Here is a 22,036-nt window from a genome sequence, read left to right as displayed (position 1 = left end):
GGAACCTCTCTAGAGAAGCCGATCACCACGGAGGCGTGCTTGAGCACGAAGGACGCCGTCGCCATCCTCGCAGGGGCCATTCTCGTCGCCGCGGCCGTCAACGGCGCCGGGTCGGCCCCGCCGGCGACCGCCACGAGCCCGCTGGGCAACGTCAGCGGCACCCGGCCCGGCCTGGCGCCGATCACCTCCGCCGAGGACAGGGCGGCCGCCCGGCGCGTGATCGAGCGGGTCCGCGTCGCGGCGCGCGGCTCCAGCTCCGGCTACCGCCGCACCCGTTACGGCGGCAACTGGGCCGACACCGCCTCCGGTGTCCCCTACGCGCGCAACGGCTGCCGCACCCGCGACGACCTGCTGGCCCGCGACGGCCACAATATCCGCTACCGCGCGGGCTCCGACTGCGAGGTCGTCGCCATGGACCTCGTCGACCCCTACACCGGCCAGCGCATCGACTGGAGCAAGCGCGACGCCGACGAGGTGCAGGTGGACCATGTGGTCCCGCTCGCCTACGGCTGGCGGATGGGCGCGCGGCACTGGCCGATGGGCAAGCGGGTGGCCTTCGCCCAGGACCCGCTCAACCTGCTGCCGGTCAAGGGCAGCGCGAACGAGGCCAAGGACGCCTCCGGCCCGGCGAGCTGGCTGCCGCCCCGGCGGCAGGTGCGCTGCGCGTACGTGACACGGTTCGCGCAGGTGGCCGTCAAGTACGACCTGCCGGTGACGCGGGCCGACAAGACCGCGATGCTACGGCAGTGTCGTTGACGCCGGGTCCAGCCAGTCGAAGCCGCGTGTGAACGTGCGCTCGGCCAGCGCCCGCTGGCCGGCGGCGTTCGGGTGGAAGTAGTCCCACTTGCTCAGGTGGCCGATCGTGAACGGGTAGGAGAAGACCGCGCCGCCGTCGGTCCGGCACGAGGGTCCCATCAGCGCGCACGCCCGCGCGGCCTCGCGGTTGTAGGCGATGACGCGCTCGCGCACGCGGGCCCGCCGGTCGGCGTCGGCCTTCTTGGCGGAGGCGGGGCGGGCCAGCATCGTCTGGCAGATCCGCCCGACGGTCCAGAACGTGCGCGCCAGCGGGTTGTCCTTGCCGACCTGCCAGAGCCTGCGCAGGTCGGGGATGCTCGCGAGGAACACCCGCGCCTGCGGCACGCCGGCTCGCAGCGCGGCCAGGGCGGCGTCGATGCGGCTTCGGTAGACGGAGACGGAGGTCATCTCCCGCTCGGTGCGCTTGCAGGCGTCCTGGGCGCCGATGAGCACGGTGACGTAGTCGGCCTTGGCCTCGATCGCCTGGCGCACCTGGCCCATCAGGTCGGCGCTGGTCGAGCCGGGCACGGCGAAGTTGCGGTTGTGCCCCTTGAGACCGGGGCCGAGGCGCAGCAGCCGGGTGTAGTGGCTGTCGACGGCGGCGTGGTCGCCGGCCGACCAGGACCGGGAGGCGCAGGAGACGTACCAGCCGCAGCTGTTGAAGCCCGACGAGATGGAGTCGCCGAGCGCCGCCATCACGTGGGGCGCCGGCTCCGCCGCGGCGGCGGCGTGCACGGGGCCGGAGGCGGCCAGGACGGCGAGGGCGGCCACGGCGGGCCCCAGGCGACCGATCATGCGGCCAAGGTAGAGAGCAGGTCACGGGCCCGTCCCGGCGTCGGGGTGAGGACTGCCGTGTCGGGACCGAGTTCATATCGCGGCTTGACGTGCGACGCCGGCTCTGGGTGCCCCTCTTTGCGGGTTGTGGCCGTAACGACGCATTCACGGGGGTCCGAGTCGAACGTGTTCAGTTCCCGCATAGAGTGTGTCGAGTGAGTGTCGCGCTCGGAACAACCCGCCCGCTACCGGTTCGCACCACCCCTGTCCGCGACCCCGGTAACCTGCTGGCGTCCCTCCCCAGGACCGCCCCGTACGCCTGGGTGAGGCACGGCGAAGGGCTCGTCGGCTGGGGCGAGGCCGCCCGTGCCGAGGTGCCGCCCGGCCCCGGCCGGTTCACCTGGGCGCGCCGCTGGCTGTCGGCCGTCTTCGCCGGCGCCACCGTCGACGACGCGGTGCGGACGCCGGGCAGCGGCCCGGTGGCCTTCGGCACCTTCACCTTCGACGAGGACGCGCCGGGCTCCACGCTGGTCGTGCCGCAGGCGGTCCTGGCCCGCAAGGGCGGGCAGGCGTGGCTGACGACGATCGGCGAGGACCCGCCGCTGGAGACTTTCACGCCGCTGGCCGACCCGGGCCGCATCAGCTACGGCGACGGCAGCCTGACCGCGCCCGAATGGGAGCACGTGGTGGCGCGGGCGGCGCGGCGCATCCGCGACGGCGAGCTGGAGAAGGTGGTGCTGGCCCGCGACCTGCTGGCGACCGCCGAGCACCCGATCGACGTGCGGCTGCTGCTGATCCGGCTGGCCCGCCGCTACCCGGAGTGCTACACGTTCTCGGTCGCGGGGCTGGTCGGGGCGACGCCGGAGCTGCTGATCCGGCGCACCGGGCAGGAGATCGAGTCGCTGGTGCTGGCAGGCACGACGCCGCGCGGCACCGGCCCGGCCGACGACCTGGCGCGCGGCAGGGCGCTGCTGGCCTCGGCCAAGGACCGGCACGAGCACGAGTGCGCGATCGCCTCCGTCCGCCAGACGCTGGCGCCGCTGTGCTCGTCGCTGCGCACGCCCGACGAGCCGGAGCTGATGGTGCTGCCGAACGTGCAGCACCTGGCCAGCCACGTGAGCGGGCGGCTGGCCGACGGGGCGTCGGTGCTCGACGTGGTCGCCGCGATGCATCCGACGGCGGCGGTCGGCGGCACCCCGACGCGCACCGCTATCCGGGTGATCCGCGAGCTCGAGGGCATGGACCGGGCCGGTTACGCGGGCCCGGTGGGCTGGATCGACGCCCACGGCGACGGCGAGTGGGGCATCGCGCTGCGCTCGGGCATCGTGGAGGGCCGCCAGGCCAGGCTGTTCGCGGGCGGCGGCATCATGGGCGACTCCGACCCGGCGGCCGAGCTGGCGGAGGCACAGGCCAAGTTCCGCGTCATGCAGTACGCGCTGGAGGGCTAGCTCGGGGTCGAGGAACCGGCGGACAGCCGTTGGCGCTGAGAAGGATCAAGACACACTTAGGACCGAAAGATCCTCACTTGTAAGGCGTCAATCACTATGAGTTGATCGCGACTGATATGGCCCTCCCGTGCGGGCTATGCCTGCGGGATTTCTGTCTGCCGAGCAGCGGGTTGCCTGCGCCTCGCTCGTCGAGGTGCCGTCGCTGTCAGACCTGGAGAAGTTCTTCTTCCACGACAGCTTCGACCGGAATGTGATCGCGCAGTCGAGGGCCGATTCTCACCGACTGGGCGTCGCCGTCCAGATCGGGACCGTGCGGTACAAGGGGTTGTTCCTGGAGGATCCGCTGGCGGTGCCCTGGCCGGTCGTGGACTACCTGGCCCAGCAACTGGGGATCGGTGACGCGTCACAGGTCAAGAAGTACGCCGAGCGGCCCAAGACGACGCACGAGCACGCGTGGATGATCCGGGACACCTACGGTTACCACACCTTCGATGACACCAGCAGCTGGGACGAGCGGCAGCTGATGCGCCAGTTCCGGACCTTCCTGCACGGCCGGGGTGGACGCACGCCGAGGGGCCGGTAGCACTGTTCGAGCAGTCGGTGGCGTGGCTGCGGCGGCATCGGGTGCTGCTGCCGGGGGTGACCGTGCTGGAACGGCTGGTGGGCAGCGTGCGGGAACGGGCCGACATCCGCATGTACACCGTGGTGGCCAAGCAGGTGCGCCGCGCTGATGCGGGCCTGCCGGCCGCGTTGTCGGACCTGCTGGTGGTCCCGGAGGGATCGCGCATCTCAGAGTTGGAGAAGCTGCGGCAGGCGCCCAAGCGCACGTCAGGGACGGAGATGGTGCGGGCGCTGCAGCGGGTGGACAACCTGGCCGCCTTCGGGCTGGACCGGGTTGCGGTGTCGAAGGTTCCGGTGCGGCGGATGAAGACCCTGTCCAAGTACGGGGCGGGCAGCAAGGCACCGGCCTTGGACCGGCTGGTCGAGCCGCGCCGGACAGCGACGCCGCTGGCGGTCACCCGGAGCCTGGAGGCCCAGGCGATCGACGACGCCCTCGATCTGTTCGCACTGCTGATGGCCACCAGGCTGATCAGCCCGGCCCGCCGCAAATCCGCCGACGAACGCCTGCGAATGCTACCCCGGCTGGAGCGGGCCTCCAAGCAGGTGGCCAAGGCCGGCCGCGTCCTGATCGATCAGCTCGACCTGATCGACCACGAGGGTGCCGACCTCGATGTGGCAGCGATGTGGACCGCGGTGGCCGAGATCGCCGGCACCAGTAAGGAACAGGTCCGCGCCGCGCTGGACGTGGTGGAGGACCTGGTCCCCGAGGGGGACGGCGCGACCGAGGCGGCGATACGCGCCGCGCTGGTGGAGAAGTACCACACCGTGCGCCCGTTCCTGCGGCTGCTGGGCGAGTCCCCAGGCCATGCCGCCCCGCATCGACCTGCCGGAACTGCTGCTGGAGGTGCACGCCTGGACCGGGTTCCTGGACGCCTACGTGCACCTGGCCGACATCTCCACCCGAATGAACGACCTGCCAAGATCGCTGGTGGCACTGCTGATCAGCGAGGCGTGCAACGTCGGGCTGACGCCGGTGCTCAAGGCTGGGGATGAGGCGCTGACCCGTGGCCGGCTCTCGCACGTGGATCAGAACTACGTGCGCGCCGAGACGCACGCCGCGGCCAACGCGATCCTGATCGAGCACCAGGGCAAGGTGCCGATCGTCGCGGCGTGGGGCTGCGGCTTGTTGGCGTCGGTGGACGGGCTGCGGTTCGTCGTCCCGGTCAAGACGATCAACGCCGGTCCCTCGCCTAAGTATTACGGTTACAAAAGGGATCCGACCTGGCTTAACGCAGTAAATGACCAGGTGGCGGGGATCGGGCAGATGGTGGTGTCGGGCACGCCCCGCGATTCCCTGTACACCGAGGCGCTCGGCATCCCGATCGGGACCGTGCGCTCACGCCTGCACCGCGCCCGCAAGCAGGCGCGCGCGGCCCTCGGCACCGGCTATCAGACGAGAGAGGACGCATGACGGATGAGTTCGGACAGTTCATGAAGGCCACCCGGCGATCACCGACGCGGCCAAGGAGGCGGCCCGCGGCACGCTGCAGCAGGCCATGCGCGAACCGGCCGCCCCGCCGCCGGCCCCGGCGCGGTGGCGGCTGCGTCTGGCCTGGCGGCTGGCGCTGGCCGGCGGCGGTCGCGCTGGCCGTCAGCGTGAGCTCTCTCGTGGTACGTGGCGGCGAACAACCCGCCGTGATCCCGGTCGCCGGTGTACGGGATCTCGGCGACAAGGCGGTGAGGAGCGCCGAGACCGACCCGTACAGGATCCCGCCATCACCGGCCAGTGGCTCTACGTCAAGAACACGATCGCGCCGCTCCGCCAGGAGCCGGAGCCCGAGGTGGATCGCGACCAGCGGATCACCCTCGAGACCTGGCACAGCCTGGACGGCAAGCAGACCGCGCTGGACGACGGACGGGCCAGGCTCGTCATCCATCCGGCCGGTCCCGGCATCACGAGCGCGGACCTGGCCGCCGCGCCGGTCCACCCCCGAGCAGATGATCGCCAGGATCGACGCGGCCCCGCCTCGGAGTTCGACGAGGTCCATGTGACGCGACAGGAGCGGATCTTCCTGACGATCTCCGCGTCGCTGAGCGGCCAGCCGCTGATCGCCGATGTGCTGGCCGCGTTGTTCCGGGCGCTGCCTCTGATCGAGGGGGTCGCGGTCCAGCAGGACGCGATCGACGCGGCGGGGCGGCACGGCGTCGCGTTCGTCTACACGGGTGCGCATGAGCGCTCCGAGATCATCGTGAGCGCGCAGGACCACCGGTTCCTGGGGACGTACGGCGAGACGGCCGCCGATCGGACCTTCGCCCTTCCCGGCGGCGCGACGCACACGGTCAGGGCGGGCATCCCGGTGGCGTGGACCGCGCACCTGACGGCCAGGGTCGTCGGCAGGCCGGGCGCCCACCCGTAGGGGGTCGATGCGACCTCAAATCGACGGATGGTCATAGACCCGGCCAGGGCTGTGAAACCACTCCTCGTCGATGAAGCGGCCCGTCATACGCCCCACGATGGTGAGAAAAGCGTTGGCCAGCGGACCATCGCTTTCATCATCGCCATAGTTCCGCGCCAATCCATGAACGTATCGCTCGAAAACAGAGCCCGCCTGCAGCCGCCCATTCCAGAAGGGCTCGATCTCCTCTGAAACCTCCCCTCCCTTGGCATGGAAGTACAGCGGATAGAGGCCGTCGATCTCCTGAAGCCAGCTGACCTCAAGCGTTTGTCGATCGTCGGCGCTGAGTGGCAGGAGCGCCGCGCGCACCCCCAAGGGGCTGACCACGACCGACCAGCCGGAGTCGTGCCGGCCCAGCCACAGGCTGTTCTTCTCGTCCAGCGGAACGGATGGGTCGGTCATCGATCGCGCCTCCTCTCCCAGGGTCGCGTCACGCCGTGTCCGGGGATCGAGCCGAAGCAGGTCGGCGATCTCCTCAAGGTTGCTCCGTTCCACCCACAGAGCCCAGAAAGCGTCGGCGAACCCATGCGCCGCCAGCAGCTCATGTTGATCGTGTTCCGGCGTGATGTGCCTGATGTCAGCCATCCGGCCCTTCCTCTGTGAGTGGACAGCACTTCGGAGTGGGGCCGGACTGGCCGCCACCCCGAATGCCTATCAGACGATCATCCCGATCTTGTCACACGGAGATCAGGGGACTATCCAGACCCAGAACGGGGTCTTGGAGATCACCCGGTTGCGGGTGTAGAAGCTGCCCAGCGCGGCTCCATGACTCCCCCTTCCGGTGTTATGGGCCTTCCCGACAGCGAGGAGGGAGTAGTTCCCCTTGGCGTAGAACGCGCCTTGCAAGGTAGAGGCGAAGGGGTATTCGTCACACTGGATCTCACCGTTCGGGTCCAGTGCCTTCTTCAGGGGATCCACGAACCTCTCGGGGAAGTAGTACCTGCAGTAGTTGGAGTAGCTGGTCCCGTTGACCGTGAAAGACCTGAGGAATACGGGCCGGTTCTTCTTCTGGGTCTCGCCTGCCGGGCCCCTGACGAGAGGATCCCCTGCTTCCACGACGTCAGGGTCGGTACCGAAAGGCGCCGCCCAGTTCCCGGGGATGACCTTGGTCTTCTCTGAACCGAGAACACCCTTGACCGGAGGGTTCTGGGCTTCGTTGTTACGCAGTGGCGGAACCGTGAGTTTGTTGTCGGTGGTGCTGCCGTCCTGCTTCAGCGCCTTCTCGATGTGCTGGATGACCTGGAGGTAACTTGCATCCTTGCTCTTCGACATGATGAAGATCCGCTTCGCGAGGGGCAGGATGCAGGCGCCGGTGTGCACGCCGGTCGTAGCGGCTGCCGCGACCGCGGCCGTGCCTTCCCCTTCGGGATCCGCGTTGCTCACGCGGTACCAGTCGCAGCGGACATGCGGGGTGTAGGGCTTCTCGTTGGGATCGTTGCCGCTGGGGTCACCGCCGCCAGTAGTCTTGCCGAGAATCTGCCCCTTCTGGTCGTAGGCGACCTGGCTCCACAGGTACATCGGCCTGTACGTCCATTGGTCGTCCACATCGACCATGGTCGGGCGCAGCGTGCACTTGTCGGCCTTGTCGCCATCGGTGTCCTGCACGGTGAAGAGGAACTCGTCGTCGCCATCCGCCTTCCAGCCGGTGAGGCTCGCCTGGCGACTGGAACCGGACGTCATCCGACAGGTGGAGCCGCTGTCGGCGGTCGGCTTGACCTCCAGTTTCAGCAGCTCGTCGTCGTCTCCCGTGGTGACGTTGCCGAGCATGTTGTATGTCTTGACATTGCTGATCTTCGTCCACATCTTGATCTGCTGTGGCTGGAGACCGCTTGTGCCGCCGTTGACGACTCCGTCACCCGTGGCGTTGCCCAGATAAGTGTGCATCACCCAGGTCGCCTGGTACTGCAGGCGGACGGAGTCCTTCTTGCCGGCGCTCGCGATCCACTTGCCGACCTTCCTGGCGAAGATGTAGTCGATCACGTTGATGTAGCGGCTCCAGCAGGCGCTGTACGGTCTGACCACGAGATGCGCGACATTGCCACGCCCTAGGCCCGGATCGATGCCGGCCTGTCGCGCCACTTCAAGGCAGTCCTCCATGGAGATGTGCTCGTAGTTGAAGGGCGTCTCGGCGGCCACCGCCGCCTTACCAGGCCCGGTGCCGGTGACCGCTACAGCCTTGGGCTTGTGGCGGGTCTGGCCCTCTGGCACGTACAGGGACGAAGGGCGGCCTTGCCCTCTGTCCTTCTCCGCTGTGCCGTTGCCGCGGGCCGCAGCCAGGGCGTTCGCTGGGATCAGGGTCACCTCGTCGAAGTAGATGGTGGCTGATCCGTCCACATAGATGGCGGCGTAAGCGGCCCCTGCCGGCGCGCTGACCAGGCCGGAGACCTGTTGCCACTGCCCGATGTGGTCGCCTATGGGGAATTGGTCGGCCGACAGGAGCTCAAAGCCCGTGTCGTACCACTCGATGCCGAAGTTGAACCCGTCAAGGGATGTGGCGGCCGGGTAGAACCAGCCGGACAGTCCGTAGTCGGTGCTCTCAGAGATCTCGAACGTTTGCGCGGCGGCTCCCCAGGTGCCTTCCAGAGGAGCGAACTTGGCCGAGGCGTTCCCCTCGTGCGCCCGTTCGGTCGACCTGGTAAGTTCGTCCTCTTCGTAGTAGGTGTACCAGGGGTCGATCTCCGACTCGAAGTACGGGTTGGGGTTCACCGGCTGGGCCGCCGCCGCGATCGTGGTGAACGACCACGAATGCGCGCTCTGCGTGTTGCCGGCGAGATCCGTGGCGGCGCTGGCGGTCGCCGTGTAGGTCGTCCCTGCCTTCAGCGGAGCGGACGGGGTGAAAACGGCCACGTCATCTTCGGGCGTCGAGACGGTTCCCGCGACATTCGCACCCCCGCTTTCAGAGAGCGAGATCTGCGGGCCGAGCACCGACTCGCTGTAGAAGACGCGCAGGTCCGTGCCGAGTGCCACGTCAACGGCACCGTTCGGCGGCGCCGTCTCCGTCACGGAGGGCGGCGTCGTGTCCGGAGGGACGGCGGTGGCCGTGGTGAAGGACCAGGAGTGGGCGGTGATGACGTTGCCCGCGGCGTCGGAGGCGCCGCTGATCTCGGCGGTGTGACGGATGTCGGCCGCGAGCGGACCCGCTGGGGTGAACGTGACCGTGGTGCCTGCTTGGTCGAGCGACACGGTGCCCTGTACGGCCGTTCCCGCGGCGTCCTTCAGAGTCAGGACCGCGTTCTGGACAGGCTCGCAGAACGTCACCAGAACCGCGCTGTCCGTGCCCACGTCCGCCGCGTCGGCCGCTGGGCTGTGCGAGCGGATCGACGGCGCGGTGGTATCGGGACTTGGGTTCGGCGGACAGTCCGAGACCGTGGTGAACGTCCACGAGTAGTCACCGGCCACGTTCTCCCAGACGTCCTCAGCGCCCGACACGGTGGCGGTGTACTGAACGCTGGCGGCCAGTGGGGTGGCGGGGGTGAAGATGACCTTCGTCCCGGTGTCATCCGCCTGGGTGGTCCCGGGGACTTCGGTTCCGCCGGGTTCCTTGAGAGTGACGGTTCCCCCGGTCACCTTCTCGGAGAAGGTCACCGACAGCGCCGTGTCCACGGGCACGCCGACGGCGCCGGGCGATGGTGTCACCGACGTGACGGTCGGAGGGGCATCGTCGCCGACCTTTTCCGGATCCCCTTCCGCTCCGCTGGTGTCGAGTTTGTCAGTGCCCACGGGGTACGCCTCGACGGCGTCTCCCGAGTTGCGTGACTTCTCCAGGAGGGCGGTGAACTGATCGCCGACCGGCACCGCCTCGATCTCCTCGGGCTGGTAGTCCTGAAGGGCGACGGCCTGCTCATAAGTGGGATTCGCCGTCTGCTCCTCGAGCGTGGAATAGACGATCGACGCGCGTGGGGCGGGCTCGTACTGGACGAACAGAACGGGGCCTCGTCCGTCACCGCCGGTGTACTGGTCGGAGCGGTATTGGCGCCAGTTGGCTCCGGCGGCGCCCTCTGTGGCGGCGCGGATCATGAGCCCGTGGTCCGCAGTCCCATCCGCCCAGTCCTGCACGATGTGCTCGATCGAGTGGTACAGCTCACCGCTACCCGAACAGCCTGCCAGCGTGGCACTGTAGCCACCGGTGGCGACCACCGCGTCCGTTCCGGTGCTGGAGGGCTGGTTGGCCCAGGTCAAGGTGGAGTAGTCATACGCCGAGGTGAGCCGCCGCGCGACGATTCCCACCCCCACCGTGGTGCCGCAGCCGCTGGCATGGTAATTCCACAACCGCAGATCCGCGTTGAGGATGGTGGCGTGATCCAGATCGGTTCCGTTGACCACATAACGGAGGTACGTGCGCCACAGCTCCCCGTCGGCCGAGCGGCCCGCCCGAAGCCATGTGGACAGTGTCGCCGAACTGGGATATTGCACGCTGGAGACGAAGGTGTCCGAGGAGTCACCCGCGCCGACCCATTCATCATTCATCGGCACGACGACGGGGTAGACCACCGAGGGATCCGACAGGAAGCCGGCGTCGGGCACCAGCACCAGTGAGGACCGGCCCGCGGCATCCGTGGACACCGAGACGTCCACCTTGCCGACTCTGCCCTGCTCCGGCGCCTCCGCAGCCTTGGCGTCGATCGCCTGCGCCGTCAAGGGCGGGCTCTCCGGCGTGCCCTGTGCCGACAAGAGTTGCGGCCGGCCGTCCGCGGTCTTGCCGAACGCGCGTCCCTTGGGCAGGGTGACGGGCAAGGTGACCTTGATCTGTCCTTGAGGGCGGGTGCGCAGCACCACGTCTTGGGCGAAGCCATCCGCGAGCGCGGTGAGCACCAGGTCGGCACCCTTCGCCACCGCGTCCCGATAGGTGATCTTGTTCCCGTCCACGGTCGGCTTGGGAAGCTTGCGGCCCCAGCCGATCGAAACGGGGCCGTCCTTGTCATGGGCGGTGACCAGGGTGTCGGCACCCTCGCCGCCGAAGGTCAGAGGAGTCTTGACCAGTTGGGCCGCGAGGGTGCCATCGGCTTTGGCCACAATCGAGGTGTCTATCGGCTGCCAGGACTTCCTACCGTCCTTGCCGGCCATCTCCAGTTGGACCGGAGAGATGCTGAGCTCGGCCTGCAGGGTCTTACCATCGGGATTCGCCCATACCTTCATCGTCTCGGTCTCGCGCGAGGGAACAGCTACGCGCTCGCCGGTCTTGACGGCCTTCGTCTTAGCAGCCTCCAGCGCCTTGTCCACCTGAACGGGATTGGGGGTATTCGCTGGAGAACCGGCGTTATGCGGCTGAATAGTGGTAGCGCGGGATGGCATGGAATTCTGGGCATCCGCAGGAGTGGCTACAAGCGAAATGGGTAGCAGCAGTGCGCCTAATAGAGCGACGCGGCGGCGTATCCGGATGGATAAGCGGAAAGCAGGTCGTCCGGTCACTCGCATCCTTTCGCAGGACAGATACACAAACGACGTGATCATCACATGAGTAACCGGGTTGTGTAAATATTTGTTTTGCGTCGGGAAAGACACGTTCCGCTGGGCTTTCCGCTGACTTGACGTGCGGGTCGCTTGGCCGCGTTCTCTGTGATCTGCGGTCGGGCAGGGTGGTCTCCCCCGCCCCTTCCACCCGCCCGGCGAGACCCGTTCGCCCCTGTTGTCCACCGCTCGGTGGACAACAGGTTCAACTGATCGCCGCTGCCGGCCACCCTGTCCCAGCTCGGGCTGGCCTGGCTGCTGGCGCAGAAGCCCTACATCGTCCCGATCCCCGGATCGCGCAACACCGACCGCGTCGCGGAGAACATCGCCGCCGCCGACCTCGCCCTGACCGCAGAGGACCTGGCCGCCATCGCTCCCAATGGCGGGCTGGGCGGACGCCTGAACTGACGACCAGTGGGCAGCGGCCCGGGCCCCGGGGTCCAACCAGCGAGTGGCGACTGAAGCTGCAGCAATGGCGGCAATGGCGGCGAACTCGGACCCCGCTCGGCGGCGCTTCCCATGATGAGAAGATCCCCGAGCGTTCACCTAACGACCGTTAGATGAACGCTCGCCTGAGCGCGGCCAGGTGAGCCGTCAGAACCGCCAAAGCGTTTATCTTGCCGTTCATTTTCCAATAGTGTTCAGCTACCTCGCACGGCACGTTTGATGAACGGTGGGCGCTCCCCCATGGCGCTCATCGGCCTGGTCCGGGTCAGCACCGACAGGCAGAACACCCCGCGGCAGCACGACGCCCTCGACCCCATCTGCCTGAAGGTCTTCGAGGAGAAGATCAGCGACAAACTCGCCACCGACGACCGGCCCGCGCTCCTGAGCGCGCTGCCCCACCTCCGCGACGGCGACCTGCTGACCGTCCAGGAGGCCGACCGCCTCGGCCGCAACCTCCTGGAAGGGCTGATCGTCCTCAACGACCTGCTCCAGCGCGGTGTCGGCGTCAAGGTGCTGGAGGGCATCGCAGCCGGCGAGCACATCGAACGCTCCCTCATCCTCGACCTGGCCCTCGCCCTGGCCGAAGTCCGCCGCCTCGACATCACGCGCAAGACCAACGGACTGGAAGCCGCCCGCAAAGGTGGCCGGTCGGCGGCCGCCGTCCTGTGGTCGACGACGACAAACGCGCCGCCATTCTCGCCCGGCGCCAGCGCGGCGAATCCATCCGTACCATCGCCGCCGGAGTCAAAGTCTCCGTCGGCGTCGTCCACAAGACCCTCGCGGAGTCCGGCGTTGATGACGACTCCAGGTAGTTGCAGGCAGCGGGTTCCTTCGTGGGCGAGCTGCTGGAGAGGTCTTGGCCAGGGCCAGGGCGTGCGGGTCATCGAGCGGGATCCGACGGCTCGTAAACGCTACTGCGATCAAGATCCTTCTCACCGCCAACGACTGTCCGGCGGTTCCTCACCCCCGTAGCTGTTCTGTTCTGTCAGCCGGTCTGTCCCGTGCGGTCCGGCACGTGGATGGCCGTGCCGGGGGTGACCCGGGCGCGGCCGGCCGTCAGCGTGGCCACCCAGTCGGTGAAGCCCGCCACCTCGTCCTCCCCGACGGCCACGGCGAACTCGACGCGGGAGCCGTAGGAGACGTCGCGGACCGGGTGGCGTGAGGCGCGCAGGTCGTTCTCGACGCGCCCGGCCTGGTCGTGCGCGACCGACACGCTCATCAGCCGGGCCGGCACCATGCGCGCCACCGCGTGCTCGGCCTCGGCGTGGTCGAGCGTCTCGGTCACGGCGGAGCCGTAGGCGCGCACGAGGCCGCCCGCGCCGAGCAGGATGCCGCCGAAGTAGCGGGTCACGACGGCGACCACGTGGTCGAAGCCGCGCCCGGTCAGGGCCTGCACCATCGGCGTGCCCGCGGTGCCGCCGGGCTCGCCGTCGTCGTCGCCCTTCTGCGCGCCGCCGACCGCGTAGGCGGTGCAGTTGTGGGTGGCCGAGGCGTGCAGGGCGCGCCGTTCGGCGATGAACGCGGCGGCTTCCTCGACCGTCGCGACCGGCGCCATCGCGCAGACGAACCGCGAGCGGCGCGCTTCGGTCTCGTGCTCGACGCGGGTCTTCAGGGTGAGGTACGGCACCGGACAAATCTAGCGAGCGGCTTGCGCGCCGCGAACCGTATGCTGTACGGTACAGCGTACCGAACAATTGAGGAGAACGCTTGAACGACGTCCGGCCCTTCCGCCTCGACACCGCCCAGGCCGAGCTCGACGACCTGCGCGCGCGGCTCGACCGGGTGCGCTGGCCCGACGAGGTCCCCGGTGCCGGCTGGCGCCTGGGCGCGCCGCTCGCCCACGTCAAGGAACTCGCCGCCCGCTGGCGCGACGGCTACGACTGGCGGGCCGCCGAGGCCGAGATCAACCGGCACGACCAGTACGTCACCGAGATCGACGGCCAGCGGATCCACTTCCTGCACGTGCGCTCGGCCGACCCCGGCGCCACGCCGCTGCTGATCACCCACGGCTGGCCCAGCTCGCCGGTGGAGTACCTTGACGTCATCGAGCCGCTCAGCCGCGACTTCCACCTGGTGATCCCGTCCCTGCCCGGCTACGGGCTGTCGGGTCCCACGACCGAGATGGGCTGGGGCTCCACCCGCATCGCCGGGGCGTGGCTGGAGCTGATGACCCGGCTCGGCTACGACCGGTTCGGCGTCCAGGGCGGCGACTGGGGCACCTGGATCTCCCGCGAGGTCGGCGTGCTGGCCCCTGAGCGGGTGATCGGCATGCACGGCAACGGGATCATCTGCTTCCCGATCGGCGCCCCGGGCGAGCTCGACGGGCTCACCGAGGTCGAGCGGGAGCGGCTGGCCTTCCGCGAGAGCTACCTGACCGAGCAGTACGGTTACAAGCTCATCCAGTCGGCCCGCCCGCAGACGTTCGCCTACGGCATGGCCGACTCCCCCGTGGCGCTGCTGTCGTGGTTCGCGAGCGTCTACCACGAGTGGAGCGACGGCGGCATCGACCCCGACCGGCTGCTCACGACCACGACGATCTACTGGCTGACCAACACGGCCGGGTCGGCGGCGCGCTCGTTCGTCGAGACGCCCGACACCGAGCAGGACACCAGCGTGGAGTGGGAGCTCAAGCCCGCCACCGTGCCCACCTCGATCTCGGTGTTCCCCAAGGACGTGCTGCGGCCGATCCGCCGCTTCGCCGAGCGTGACAACAACATCGTCGGCTGGGTGGAGCACGAGCGCGGCGGCACGTTCGCCGCCCTGGAGCGGCCGGAGGAGTTCACCGCCGACGTGCGGGCGTTCTTCCAGTCGCTGCGCTGAGCACTGCTCACTCGCCCGGCCTGTGCACCCCGCACAGGCCGGGCGGCGGGGGTCGGCATACGGTCGGTCCATGAGCTATCGCGTCGCCATGGACATCGGCGGCACCTTCACCGACGTCGTCTGCTACGACGAGCGGACCGGGGCCGTCACCGCGTCGAAGGCGCCCACCACGCCGGGCGACCTGGCCGAGGGCGTCTTCGCCGCGCTGGGCCGGGTCGTGGACGACCCGTCGGCCATCTCGTTCTTCGTGCACGGCACCACCCAGGGCCTCAACGCGCTGCTGGAGCGCAAGGGCGCCCGGGTGCTGCTGCTGGCGAGCGAGGGCGGCGGCGACGTCTACCGGATCGCCCGGGGCAACCGCGACCGCATGTTCGACCTGCGCTACCGCAAGCCCACCCCGCTGGTGCCGCCCGGCGACGTCATGGAGGCGGGCGGGCGGCTCGACTGGCGCGGCGCGGAGCTCGTACCCCTGGACGAGGAGGCGGTGCGGCGGGCCGGGCGGCGGGCCCGCGAGGAGGGCTTCGACGCGGTGGCCGTGTGCCTGCTGTTCTCCTACGCCGATCCGGCGCACGAGATCAGGGCGGGCGAGATCCTGGCCGAGGAGCTCGGCGAGGACGTGCTCGTGGTGCTCTCGCACGAGGTCGCGCGCGAGTGGCGCGAGTACGAGCGGACCTCCTCGGCCGTGCTGGAGGCCTACACCGGGCCGGTGGTGCGCCGCTACCTGGCCGACATCGAGCGGCGCTTCGCCGGGCGCGGCCTGACCGTGCCGGTGCACGTCATGCAGTCGTCCGGCGGGCTGGTCAACGCCTCCTACGCGATGCGCCGGCCGCTGCAGACGCTGCTGTCGGGGCCGGTCGGCGGCACGATGGGCGGCGTGGCGGCGGCCCGGCTGCTGGGCGGGCGGCGCAACGTCATCTGCGTGGACATGGGCGGCACCTCGTTCGACGTGTCGCTGGTCGTGGACGGCCGGCCCGACGTCAGCTCCGAGGCGCGCATCGAGGGCTTCCCGGTGCTCATGCCGATCGTCAACCTGCACACCATCGGCGCGGGCGGCGGCTCGCTGGCCTACGCCGAGGCCGGGGCGCTGCGGGTCGGCCCCGAGTCGGCCGGTGCGGTGCCCGGACCCGCCTGCTACGGCCGGGGCGGCACCCGGGCGACCGTCACCGACGCGAACGTGGCGCTGGGCCGGGTGGATCCGGCCTGGTTCGCCGGGGGGCTCATGACGCTGGACGCCGAGGCCGCCGGGGCGGCGGTCGCGGAGCTGGCCGGCGAGCTGGACCTGGACCCGCTGCGGCTGGCCGAGGGCATCTGCGACGTGGCCAACGCCAAGATGGCGCAGGCGATCCGGACGCTCACGGTGGAGCACGGGGTGGAGCCGCGCGAGTTCTCGCTGGTCGCCTTCGGCGGGGCGGGGGCCATGCACGCGGTGTTCATCGCCCGCGAGCTGGGCATCGGCGAGGTCGTCATCCCGCGCTTCCCCGGCGCGTTCTCGGCGTGGGGGATGCTGGAGGCGGACGTGCGGCGGGACCTGACGCGGCCGTACTTCCGGCCGCAGGACACGCTCGACGGCCCCGACATGTCCCAGAATTTCGCCTCATTGGAGGCGGAGGCGTTGGACGCGCTCACCGCCCAGGGCGTCCCCGCCGACCGCCGCCGCGTCGAGCACGCCGTCGACATGCGCTACGAGGGCCAGGACTACACGCTCACCATCCCGCTGCTCGACGCCGCCGAGCCCGCCCGCCCCGGCTTCCTCGCCGCGATCGCGGCGCGTTACGCCGAGGCGCACACCAGCCGCTACGGCCACGCCACCCCCGAGGCGCCCGTCGAGTTCGTCATGCTGCGCAGCACCGGCTTCGGCTCCTTCCCCCGCACCGACGCCGCCGTCGCCGGACCCCCCGCGCCGGCCGAGCCCGCCGTCCGGGACGTGATCTTCGACGGCGAGGTGCACGCCACCCCGGTGCTGCGCCGCGCCGGGCTGTCCGGCTCCTTCGCCGGGCCCGCGATCGTGGTCGAGGAGACCGCCACCACGGTCGTCCCGCCCGGCTGCCTGGCGAGCGTCGACGACAACGGATTCCTCATCGTGAAGGTGGAGGCCCACCAGTGATCGACCCCATCACCACGGAGATCATCCGCTGCGCCCTGCTGCAGGCCGCGGAGGACATGAACACCACCCTAATCCGCAGCTCCTACACCCCCGTCATCTACGAGGCCAAGGACTGCGCCGTCGCCCTGCTCGACCGCGACCACCACGTGCTCGGCCAGTCGTCAGGCCTGCCGATCTTCCTGGGCAACCTGGAGGTGTGCACCCGCGAGACCGAGCGCCGGTACGGCCGCGACGTGTGGCGCGAGGGCGACGTGTGGGTGCTCAACGACTCCTACATCGGCGGCACCCACCTCAACGACGTCACCGTCTACGGCCCGATCTTCGCCGACGGGGAGCTGGCCGGGTTCGCCGCCTCCCGCGCCCACTGGCTCGACGTCGGCTCCAAGGACCCCGGCGGGTCGATGGACTCCACCTCCATCTTCCAGGAGGGGCTGCGGCTTGGCCCGGTCAAGGTGTACGAGGGCGGGCAGCCCTGCCGCGACCTGCACGAGGTCATCGGCCGCAACGTACGCTTCCCGCACGCCACGCTCGGCGACCTGCGCGCCCAGGTGAGCTGCGCGATGACCGGGCAGCGGCGGCTGCGCGAGATCGTCACCCGGTGGGGCCTCGACACCGTCATGGCCGCCCGCGACGAGATCTTCGCCCAGACCGAGCGGCTGGAACGCGCCGCCATCGCCGCCATCCCCGACGGCCGCTACGAGGCGTCCGGGTTCCTCGACAACGACGGCATCGACCTCGGCACGCCGCTGCCCGTGACCGTCCGGGTGACGGTGTCCGGCGAGTCGATCGCCGTGGACCTCACCGACTGCGCCGACCAGGCCACCGGCCCGGTCAACTGCGGCGCCGCCCAGGCCGTCGCCGCCGTCCGCGTCGGCTACAAGCTGCTCGTCTCCGGCGACGTGCCGCTCAACGGCGGCTCCTTCCGGCCGCTCACCGTCGAGACCCGGCCCGGCTCGATGCTGGCCGCCGAGTCGCCCGCCGCCTGCCAGTACTACTACTCCCACCTCGGGCTGCTCATCGACCTGGTCGTCAAGGCGCTCGCCCCGGTGCTGCCGGACAAGGCCGCCGCCGCCTCCTACGGCGACTCCATGATCGTCCAGTTCACCGGGACCGACCCGCGCACCGGCAAGCTGTACGTCTCCCAGGAGGCCACCGTCGGCGGCTGGGGCGCCTGGGAGGGCGGCGACGGCGAGACCGCGCTGATCAACAACGTCAACGGGTCGCTGCGCGACATGCCGATCGAGGTCCTGGAGACGCTCTTCCCCGTCCGCGTCACCCGGTACGAGATCCGTCCCGGCACCGGCGGCGCCGGGCGCTGGCGGGGCGGCGACGGCGTGGTGCGCGAGTACGAGTTCTGCGGCGACACCTCCCTCTCGCTGTGGTTCGAGCGTTCCGTGACGCCCGCCTGGGGGCTGGCGGGCGGCGAGGACGGCGCTCCCCCGCGCGTCACGCTCAACCCGGGCACCCCCGGCGAGCGCGCCATGCTCAAGGCCAACGCCGTCCCCGTCAGGGCCGGTGACGTGCTGCGCTGCGAGTCCGGCGGCGGAGGCGGCTACGGCCCCGCCCAGGGCTGACCACCCCGCCCGGGCCGCGGCCCGTACCGGCCGGTTCCCCTCGGCGGCGCGGCCCGCGGCGGTGAATGCGGTGGTGAATGCGGTGGTGAATACGGCGGTGAATACAGTGGCGTCATGACCCGCGAAACCCCCGCCGCGAAGCGGCGCCGCCGCGAGCAGCTCAGCGACTTCCTGCGCGCCCGCCGGGCCCGGCTCACGCCCGGCGACGTCGGGATGGCGAGCGCGGGCCGGCGGCGCACGCCGGGCCTGCGGCGCGAGGAGGTCGCCGTGCTCGCCGGGGTCGGCGTGTCCTGGTACACCTGGCTGGAGCAGGGCCGCGACATCAACGTCTCCACCGAGGTGCTCGACGCGATCGCCCGCGCGCTGCGGCTGAGCGACCCCGAGCGCGTCCACCTCTACCTGCTGGCCGGGCTCAACCCGCCACGGCCCGGCGGCGGGCGCGACACCGAGGTCTCACCGGAGCTGCGGCACCTGCTCGACGCGTGGATGCCGCGCCCGGCGATCCTGCGCGATCGCTACTGGAACCTGCTCGCGATCAACGACGCGACCCGTACGGTGTTCGGCTACGACGACGTCGACCACAACTGCCTGGTCTCGTTCTTCACCAACGCCCGCTACCGGGGCATGCACGTGCAGTGGGAGTCGGCCGCCCCGGCCGTCGTGGCCGCCTTCCGCGCCACCACGGCCCACTTCACCGACGACCCCGAGTTCGACCGGGTGGTCGGCGAGCTGAGCGCGGCCAGCCCCGAGTTCGCCGAGCTGTGGGCGCGCCACGAGGTCGGCTCCCCGCCCCAGACGGTCAAGGCGGTGCGCCACCCCGAGGCCGGCGACCTGTTCTTCGACACCACCACCCTGGCCGTCACCGACCGGCCGCACTGGTATCTGGAGCTGTACAACCCGCGCGCCGGCACCGGGACCGCCGGCCGGGTCGAACGGCTGCTGGGCGACCGGCTCGCCGCCCACGCCTGACCGTCCCGCCGCAGGGTGGTGGTGTCACTCCCCGGACAGCCGCGCACTGTCTGCCCGCCCCGCCGGTCGGCACGCTGGGTCCCATGACACAGCAGACCTCCAGGTTCACCGGCAAGATCGCGCTCATCACCGGCGGCGGCAGCGGCATGGGACTCGCCACCGCGCGCAGGCTGCTCGACGAGGGCGCCGACGTGGTCATCACCGGCCGCGACCAGGCCCGGCTCGACGCCGCCGCCCGGCAGCTCGGCGGCGGCGACCGCGTCCTGGCGCTGCGCGGCGACGCCGCGAGCCCCGCCGACCTCGACACGATCGCCGACGCCGTACGGGACCGGCACGGGCGGCTGGACGTGCTCTTCGCCAACGCCGGCATCGCCGCGTTCCAGCCGCCCGGCGACGTCACCGAGGCCGCCTTCGACCACATCTTCGGCATCAACGTCAAAGGCGTGTTCTTCACCGTCCAGAAGAGCCTCCCGCTGCTCACCGACGGGGCCGCGATCGTCGTCAACGCGTCGTGGACGCTGCACCGCGGCCTGGCCGGCGGCTCCCTCTACGCCGCGACCAAGGCCGCGGCGCACAACCTGGCCCGCACGCTCGCGGCCGACCTGGCGCCGCGCGGCATCCGGGTCAACTCCGTGAGCCCCGGCTACATCGAGACCCCGATGTTCCACGGCAACGTCACCGCCGAGACGCGGGCCGCGGTGGTCGCCGCGGTGCCCGCGGGGCGGATCGGCACCGCCGAGGACGTGGCGGCCGCCGTCGCCTTCCTGGCCTCCGACGAGGCGTCCTACGTCAACGGGCAGGACCTCGTCATCGACGGCGGCCTCGTCGCCACGGCCTCCGGGCTGTAGCGCGGGCCCCAGGATCGGCCCGGGGGTCAGGCCCGGCCGCGGAACACCTCGACGAGGCTGGCGTAGCTGGTGGCGGCGTGGCCGCCCTCGATCGCCCGCTCGGTCAGGGCCTGGATGCGGGCGGGCCACTCGGTGTCCACGCCCGCCGCCGCGCTCTCCCGGACCAGGTACTTCATCGTGGCCAGATGGGTCTCCAGCGTGGCGTCCTCCGCCGGGTAGGCGCCCCGGTCGATCTGGGCGGCGTACGCGGTGATGAACCCCGTCACGCTGCCCACCCACTGCGTGGCGAACGGCGCGAACGCCGACGCCTCGACCTTGGCCTCACCCAGCAGCGCGGCGCCGTGCAGGAACGCGTTCAGCGTGCCCCACATGACGCCGAGCAGCGCCACGTCGTACAGCGACGCCAGCCCCGGGTCGGTGCCGAAGAACGTCGCGGTGCCGAGCCGCCCCAGGCTGTCACGATGCCTGTCGAACGCCTCCTGCGAGCCGCTGAACAGCAGGAACGCCTCCGGGCTGCCGATCACCTCGGGGACCGCCATGATCGCGCCGTCCACGTAGGAGGCCGTCAGCGCCGCCAGCTCGCGGGCCTCGCCGGACGTGCCGGACGTCAGGTTGACCAGCGTCCGGCCGGCCAGCTCGGCCCGGTGCGCGCCGAGCGTGTCGCGCACCGCGTCCGCGTCGGTGAGGCAGACGACCACCAGGGAGCTCGCCCGCACGGCGTCCGCCACGGAGGGCGCGAGCACGGCCCCGCGCTCGACCAGGCCGGCGGCCTTGCCGGGCGTGCGGTTCCACACGGTGGTCGGGTGGCCCGCCGCGAGGAAGGCGGCGGCCAGGGCCTGGCCCATGAGGCCGAGGCCGATGACAGTAACGGATTCATCAGGTGTGTTCGTCATGGCTCCACTGTGCGGGAGGGGGGTTCCGGACGGTCTCCGGAAAGGTTGTGGGTAACGTTGCGGCGTGCGTTTCGGAGTGCTGGGCCCCCTGGAGGTGCGGACGTCGGGCGGGGAGCCCGTCCACGTCCCCGAGGCGAGGATCCGCACCCTGCTGGCCGCGCTCCTGGTCCACCGGGGCCACGCCGTCTCCGTGGACCGGCTCGCCGACGTCCTGTGGGGCGACGCGCCCCCTGCCGGCGCCGTGCGCACGCTGCGGTCCAAGGTGTCGCTGCTGCGGCGCGTCCTGGAGGACGCCGAGCCCGGCGGGCACGACCTGATCGAGTCCCGGCCGTCGGCGTACCTGCTGCGGGCCGACGGCGACGCCGTCGACGCCGGGCGCTTCGAGACGCTGCTGCGCCGCGCGTACGGGATCACCGGCGACCCGCGCGCGAAGGCGCGGCTGCTGGGTGAGGCCGTCGGCCTGTGGCGGGGCACGGCCGCGTTCGCCGAGCACGCCGACGAGGAGTTCGCCCGCGCCGAGGCCCGGCGGCTGGAGGAGCAGCGGCTGGCCGCGATGGAGGAGCTCGCCGTCGCCCGGCTCGACCTCGGCGAGCACGCCGCGGTCGCGGCCGAGCTGGGCGGGCTCGTCGCCGCCCACCCGCTGCGCGAGCGGCTCCGGCACGCGCACGTCCGCGCCCTGTACCTCGCGGGCCGCCAGGACGAGGCCCTGGCCGGCCTCGCCGAGCTGCGCGAACGCCTGCGCGACGACCTCGGCCTCGACCCCGGCCCCGACCTGGCCCGCCTCCACGAGGCGATCCTCCGCCAGGACCCCGCCCTCACCCCCGCCCCCGCCCCCGACCCCGACGCTCCCGACGCTGCCGGCTTCGCCGACGGGACGGGGGCGCGGGCCCGGGGGGACC

At 70.8% G+C, this 22,036-nt stretch carries 16 protein-coding genes and 2 pseudogenes; 13 read left to right on the top strand and 5 right to left on the bottom strand.

Going from position 1 to position 22,036, the window contains the following annotated elements:
• Positions 1 to 39: 39 nt before the first annotated feature.
• Positions 40 to 756 carry an HNH endonuclease family protein gene (locus KME80_RS22580; RefSeq protein ID WP_219508078.1) on the top strand — a complete coding sequence of 239 codons (717 nt, stop codon included), beginning with the start codon at positions 40 to 42 and terminating at the stop codon, positions 754 to 756.
• Here KME80_RS22580 and KME80_RS22575 read toward each other — a convergent pair.
• Positions 739 to 1,590, bottom strand: coding sequence for a GDSL-type esterase/lipase family protein (locus KME80_RS22575; protein WP_219508076.1), 852 nt, complete (start codon positions 1,588 to 1,590; stop codon positions 739 to 741). The two genes, KME80_RS22580 and KME80_RS22575, sit on opposite strands and share 18 nt — an antisense overlap.
• Before the next feature lie 194 nt (positions 1,591 to 1,784).
• Here KME80_RS22575 and KME80_RS22570 point away from each other — a divergent pair, with 194 nt between their 5' ends.
• From KME80_RS22570 to KME80_RS22550, 3 genes and pseudogenes are all read left to right on the top strand, one after another.
• Entirely contained in the window at positions 1,785 to 3,017 is a 1,233-nt protein-coding gene (locus KME80_RS22570; RefSeq protein ID WP_219508074.1) for an isochorismate synthase, read from the top strand.
• 136 nt (positions 3,018 to 3,153) lie between these two features.
• Positions 3,154 to 4,938 (top strand): annotated as a pseudogene (locus KME80_RS53580) (DUF4158 domain-containing protein); the annotation flags it as partial.
• Positions 4,939 to 5,419: 481 nt separating this feature from the next.
• Positions 5,420 to 5,995 carry a hypothetical protein gene (locus KME80_RS22550; RefSeq protein ID WP_219508069.1) on the top strand — a complete coding sequence of 192 codons (576 nt, stop codon included), beginning with the start codon at positions 5,420 to 5,422 and terminating at the stop codon, positions 5,993 to 5,995.
• 15 nt (positions 5,996 to 6,010) lie between these two features.
• Here KME80_RS22550 and KME80_RS22545 read toward each other — a convergent pair whose 3' ends face one another.
• Together KME80_RS22545 and KME80_RS22540 are read right to left on the bottom strand one after the other, a co-directional pair.
• A complete protein-coding gene (locus KME80_RS22545) occupies positions 6,011 to 6,619 on the bottom strand; it encodes a hypothetical protein (RefSeq protein ID WP_219508067.1) in 609 nt (202 codons plus the stop codon).
• Positions 6,620 to 6,721: 102 nt separating this feature from the next.
• Complete coding sequence (locus KME80_RS22540) at positions 6,722 to 11,254, bottom strand: Ig-like domain-containing protein (protein ID WP_219508065.1); 4,533 nt, start codon at positions 11,252 to 11,254, stop codon at positions 6,722 to 6,724.
• Between the two features lie 447 nt (positions 11,255 to 11,701).
• Here KME80_RS22540 and KME80_RS53260 point away from each other — a divergent pair, with 447 nt between their 5' ends.
• From KME80_RS53260 to KME80_RS53250, 3 genes and pseudogenes are all read left to right on the top strand, one after another.
• Entirely contained in the window at positions 11,702 to 11,890 is a 189-nt protein-coding gene (locus KME80_RS53260; RefSeq protein ID WP_219508149.1) for an aldo/keto reductase, read from the top strand.
• A 258-nt stretch (positions 11,891 to 12,148) separates the two neighbouring features.
• Positions 12,149 to 12,517 (top strand): annotated as a pseudogene (locus KME80_RS53255) (recombinase family protein); the annotation flags it as partial.
• A gap of 77 nt (positions 12,518 to 12,594) precedes the next feature.
• On the top strand, positions 12,595 to 12,741 hold the full coding sequence (locus tag KME80_RS53250) for a helix-turn-helix domain-containing protein (protein WP_372455380.1): 147 nt from the start codon (positions 12,595 to 12,597) through the stop codon (positions 12,739 to 12,741).
• Between the two features lie 173 nt (positions 12,742 to 12,914).
• On the opposite strand, the gene KME80_RS22525 is transcribed toward KME80_RS53250, so the two are convergent.
• Positions 12,915 to 13,556, bottom strand: coding sequence for an IMPACT family protein (locus KME80_RS22525; RefSeq protein ID WP_308125886.1), 642 nt, complete (start codon positions 13,554 to 13,556; stop codon positions 12,915 to 12,917).
• Between the two features lie 80 nt (positions 13,557 to 13,636).
• On the opposite strand from KME80_RS22525, the gene KME80_RS22520 reads away from it, so the two are divergent.
• The 5 genes from KME80_RS22520 (at position 13,637) to KME80_RS22500 (ending at position 20,244) form a co-directional block, all read left to right on the top strand.
• The gene (locus KME80_RS22520) at positions 13,637 to 14,749 is read left to right on the top strand and encodes an epoxide hydrolase family protein (protein ID WP_219508064.1); all 1,113 of its coding nucleotides are present in this window, start codon (positions 13,637 to 13,639) and stop codon (positions 14,747 to 14,749) included.
• A 70-nt stretch (positions 14,750 to 14,819) separates the two neighbouring features.
• Positions 14,820 to 16,853, top strand: coding sequence for a hydantoinase/oxoprolinase family protein (locus KME80_RS22515; protein WP_219508063.1), 2,034 nt, complete (start codon positions 14,820 to 14,822; stop codon positions 16,851 to 16,853).
• Complete coding sequence (locus KME80_RS22510) at positions 16,850 to 18,427, top strand: hydantoinase B/oxoprolinase family protein (RefSeq protein ID WP_219508062.1); 1,578 nt, start codon at positions 16,850 to 16,852, stop codon at positions 18,425 to 18,427. Before KME80_RS22515 ends, KME80_RS22510 begins: the two co-directional genes overlap by 4 nt.
• 114 nt (positions 18,428 to 18,541) lie before the next feature.
• Positions 18,542 to 19,396, top strand: a complete 855-nt coding sequence (locus tag KME80_RS22505; RefSeq protein ID WP_219508061.1) for a helix-turn-helix transcriptional regulator — start codon at positions 18,542 to 18,544, stop codon at positions 19,394 to 19,396.
• Between the two features lie 83 nt (positions 19,397 to 19,479).
• On the top strand, positions 19,480 to 20,244 hold the full coding sequence (locus tag KME80_RS22500; protein WP_219508060.1) for a glucose 1-dehydrogenase: 765 nt from the start codon (positions 19,480 to 19,482) through the stop codon (positions 20,242 to 20,244).
• Between the two features lie 26 nt (positions 20,245 to 20,270).
• Here the strand turns inward: KME80_RS22500 and KME80_RS22495 are convergent, their stop codons facing one another.
• Positions 20,271 to 21,137 carry an NAD(P)-dependent oxidoreductase gene (locus tag KME80_RS22495; protein WP_219508059.1) on the bottom strand — a complete coding sequence of 289 codons (867 nt, stop codon included), beginning with the start codon at positions 21,135 to 21,137 and terminating at the stop codon, positions 20,271 to 20,273.
• Positions 21,138 to 21,201: 64 nt separating this feature from the next.
• On the opposite strand from KME80_RS22495, the gene KME80_RS22490 reads away from it, so the two are divergent.
• A partial coding sequence (locus tag KME80_RS22490) for an AfsR/SARP family transcriptional regulator (RefSeq protein ID WP_219508057.1) occupies positions 21,202 to 22,036 on the top strand: 835 nt, incomplete at its 3' end.

Origin of the sequence: Nonomuraea ceibae, from assembly GCF_019396325.1 — a bacterium.
GTDB lineage: Bacteria > Actinomycetota > Actinomycetes > Streptosporangiales > Streptosporangiaceae > Nonomuraea > Nonomuraea ceibae.
This window is presented reverse-complemented; position numbering and strand designations above follow the sequence as displayed.